Source organism: Streptococcus sp. 1032, assembly GCF_013277015.1.
Classification (GTDB): domain Bacteria; phylum Bacillota; class Bacilli; order Lactobacillales; family Streptococcaceae; genus Streptococcus.
Genome location: NZ_VMMD01000027.1, coordinates 1 through 3,088 on the forward strand (window position 1 = coordinate 1; position 3,088 = coordinate 3,088).

At 41.2% G+C, this 3,088-nt stretch carries 4 protein-coding genes and 1 pseudogene; all 5 read left to right on the top strand.

Annotated features, from left to right (window positions below):
* Window positions 1–857: hypothetical protein (locus tag HT711_RS09905; RefSeq protein WP_240149007.1), on the top strand; the 857-nt coding region annotated here is incomplete at its 5' end.
* A gap of 311 nt (window positions 858–1,168) precedes the next feature.
* Complete coding sequence (locus HT711_RS09910; RefSeq protein ID WP_031233612.1) at window positions 1,169–1,627, top strand: DUF4231 domain-containing protein; 459 nt, start codon at window positions 1,169–1,171, stop codon at window positions 1,625–1,627.
* Window positions 1,628–1,639: 12 nt separating this feature from the next.
* Window positions 1,640–2,248 (top strand): hypothetical protein, encoded by a 609-nt coding sequence (locus HT711_RS09915; RefSeq protein ID WP_173250095.1) that lies wholly within the window; start codon window positions 1,640–1,642, stop codon window positions 2,246–2,248.
* Window positions 2,241–2,651 (top strand): hypothetical protein, encoded by a 411-nt coding sequence (locus tag HT711_RS09920; protein ID WP_240149008.1) that lies wholly within the window; start codon window positions 2,241–2,243, stop codon window positions 2,649–2,651. The genes HT711_RS09915 and HT711_RS09920 overlap by 8 nt, the downstream gene beginning before the upstream one ends.
* A 10-nt stretch (window positions 2,652–2,661) precedes the next feature.
* Window positions 2,662–3,088, top strand: a pseudogene (gene ply / locus HT711_RS09925) (cholesterol-dependent cytolysin pneumolysin); the annotation flags it as partial.

Below are 3,088 nucleotides of genomic sequence, written 5' to 3' on the forward strand. Positions count from 1 at the left end.
ACAATGGTGGCAACACTAATAACGGTGGGGACATCAACAATGGTGGCAACACTAATAACGGTGGGGACACTAACAATGGTGGTAATACCAACAATGGTGGCAACACTAATAACGGTGGCAACACTAACACCGGTGGCAACACTAACAATGGTGGTAACACCAACACCGGTGGTAATACCAACAATGGTGGCAACACTAATAACGGTGGCAACACTAATAATGGTGGCAACACTGACAACAGTGTGACACCACCAGCCCGTAGCCGTAGAAGTGTAGCCTTTGCTGGAGGCACTCAATCGAGTCAAGAGAAACAGGTTGATAAATCAGTCTTAAGAGATTTGATTCAAGACTTGGAAACTCGTTTGAAAGACTTGGATGGTATTGATCAATCTGTCATCGACGCTGCGAAGGTCATTCTCGGAGAGGGGCAAGAAGCCCTTAGAAATGCTGACTTGACAGAGGCAGGCTTGAAAGAGATGACTGCTAAGGTCAAGGAAGCACTCGAATCCTTGAAAGGCAAGCAAGCAACTAAGGATGAAGAAGAAACGAAAGAAATAAGGAAAGAGCAAGGTCATCTTCCATACGGTACGATGATTGGCAGCCTGCTAGCCCTTCTTGGTCTCCTTCTCTTCCTCATCGCTCGTCGTAAGAAAGAGTCAGAACTCAAGAAATTGACCAAGGAATTGACTAAGGTTCTGCAAGAAAGCGACCTTACAAATGTAGATGCCAAAGTTCTCGACCAAGCACGAGAAGCTCTCGCTCAAGCAGTTGCTTTCCTAGCCAATGAGAAAGAGTCTGACCACACAGAAGATGAGTTGATTGAGAAACTCAAAGCTATTCTTGCTCAGTTAAGATAAGTAAAGCCTAGACTAGTCAGAAGCCGGCTAGAATAGTGATTGATAGAATGTTGGAAAAACTCAATTTGAGGTGAACATTCAGAAAATCTTTCTCTGATAAAACGCATAATATCAAGCTTTTTAAGGCAAGGTATTATGCGCTTTTATCATTTTGAAACTTTTTGTTCCATCCTTTTTGTGATATTTTTCCCTTATTTCACAAATATTTCATATTTGGATTTTATAATAAGCTATAGTCCAGTTTTTACTATACTTTGATATTCAAATATGTTATACTATGATTATCAAAGTAAATGAAAGGGGTTACGAACATGACGCCAGAAGAAATGTACTTGACAGAGCGATTAGACGTACAGATAGCTCATTTTTTAAAGAAAAGCGTTCAACATCGTAGACGCTATAAGGTATTAAAAATAACAGAAATCGTGGCAGGTTTCCTCATAGCTGTCTTTTGTGCTATTCCTATGCCAGGTGATCGCTACCGTTTGATTTCGGTTGCCTTATCCAGTCTCGGCTTGCTGTGTGAGGGGATTCTCAATTTGTATAATGCCAAGGAACACTGGATTTCTTACCAAAAGACTGCGCAACTCCTGGAGAGAGAAAAATTCCTCTATCAATGCCAAACGGAGAAATATGCAGGAAAAACCAAGGCTTTTGCTCTATTTGTCAAGACATGCGAAGGTCTTATCTCAGAGGAAATCAACCAGTGGGAAAGTATCCAGTCAAAAGAAGTGGCAGCTAGTGCAGATGCTCCAGAGAAAAAAGAGTAGGAGGTGGAGGAAATGTACCAATCCAGCTACCTATTGCCCTTGCTCTGGTTAAAAAAAGAAGCCGATAAGGAAAAGATGAGCGCGACTCAGTGCCAGATATTTTTCTTTTACTATCAAATGTTTGAACTCTTATTTGCTAGAGAAAGCGACTTGAGAGACTTATGTCTGGGAAGGCAAGGTTTTTATTTCTCGCAGTTAGAGAAAGATTTGCTTTCTGGAGTTTCCCACTTTCTAAAAAACTTGGAGGGAAAAGGAACTCTCAAGGCTAATCAAGAAGTATCAGCTCGCAAAGCCCTTTTTCTAGCCTTGACAACTAGCCAGCCAGATTGGCAGGAGTTAGCTCCTGTTTTTGATTTTTATCAGTCTGTAGGGGGACTTGAACATCCTTCTCTCTTGAGTTCTCAGGACAGACAATATCTGATGTGGATTTACCAGTCAGCTTTGGAGAAGGATTATAGTGTCAAGGTTATTGGCGACAAGCATTTTGTATTGAAGAGACAAGATGCTACTAAATTGACAGGGCGCCAAACTCAAACTTTGGAAGCACTGAGTCAATCAGAAGACTTGGTCAATCCTGTCTATGTTACATTAGGAGAAAAGGGGGTGCTCTTGCTTGATTAAGAGAGGAGATGTTGTGGCTCTTTATTTGCCTTTTCCAAGTATTAGTAGCGATTTGGCTGTGAAGAATCATATGTATATCTGTATTGACAACAGCACGACTAAAAACAAAGAGTTGGTTAAAAATCAGACCTTCAAACCAGCTCTCTTGACCAGACGTTTGGTCAAGAACTTTATGATAGAAGAGCCGGATCTAGCTCGTAATCCTTTTACAAGACCAACCTTGATTGACTTAGATAAGGTATTTATGTTGGATAATACGGTCATTCCGACTTCTTATCTAGCCAGACGGCGACGCAATGTCTCAGAAGAATTATACGAGGAAGTTTTGGATCACTTAGTCCAACCACGGCTGATTTCATTGAACAAGTCTGAGTTTATGCAACTCAATCCAGGAACTTATTAGGAGGTAGAAGATGACAAATAAAGCAGTAAATGACTTTATACTAGCTATGGATTACGATAAAAAGAAACTCTTGACCCATCAGGGAGAAAGTATTGAAAATCGTTTCATCAAAGAGGGGAATCAGCTACCCGATGAGTTTGTTGTTATCGAAAGAAAGAAGCGGAGCTTGTCGACAAACACAAGTGATATTTCTGTAACAGCTACCAACGACAGTCGCCTCTATCCTGGTGCACTTCTCGTAGTGGATGAGACCTTGTTAGAGAATAATCCCACTCTTCTTGCGGTCGATCGTGCTCCGATGACTTATAGTATTGATTTGCCTGGTTTGGCAAGTAGTGATAGCTTTCTCCAAGTAGAAGATCCCAGCAATTCAAGTGTTCGCGGAGCGGTAAATGATTTGTTGGCCAAGTGGCATCAAGATTATGGTCAGGTCAATA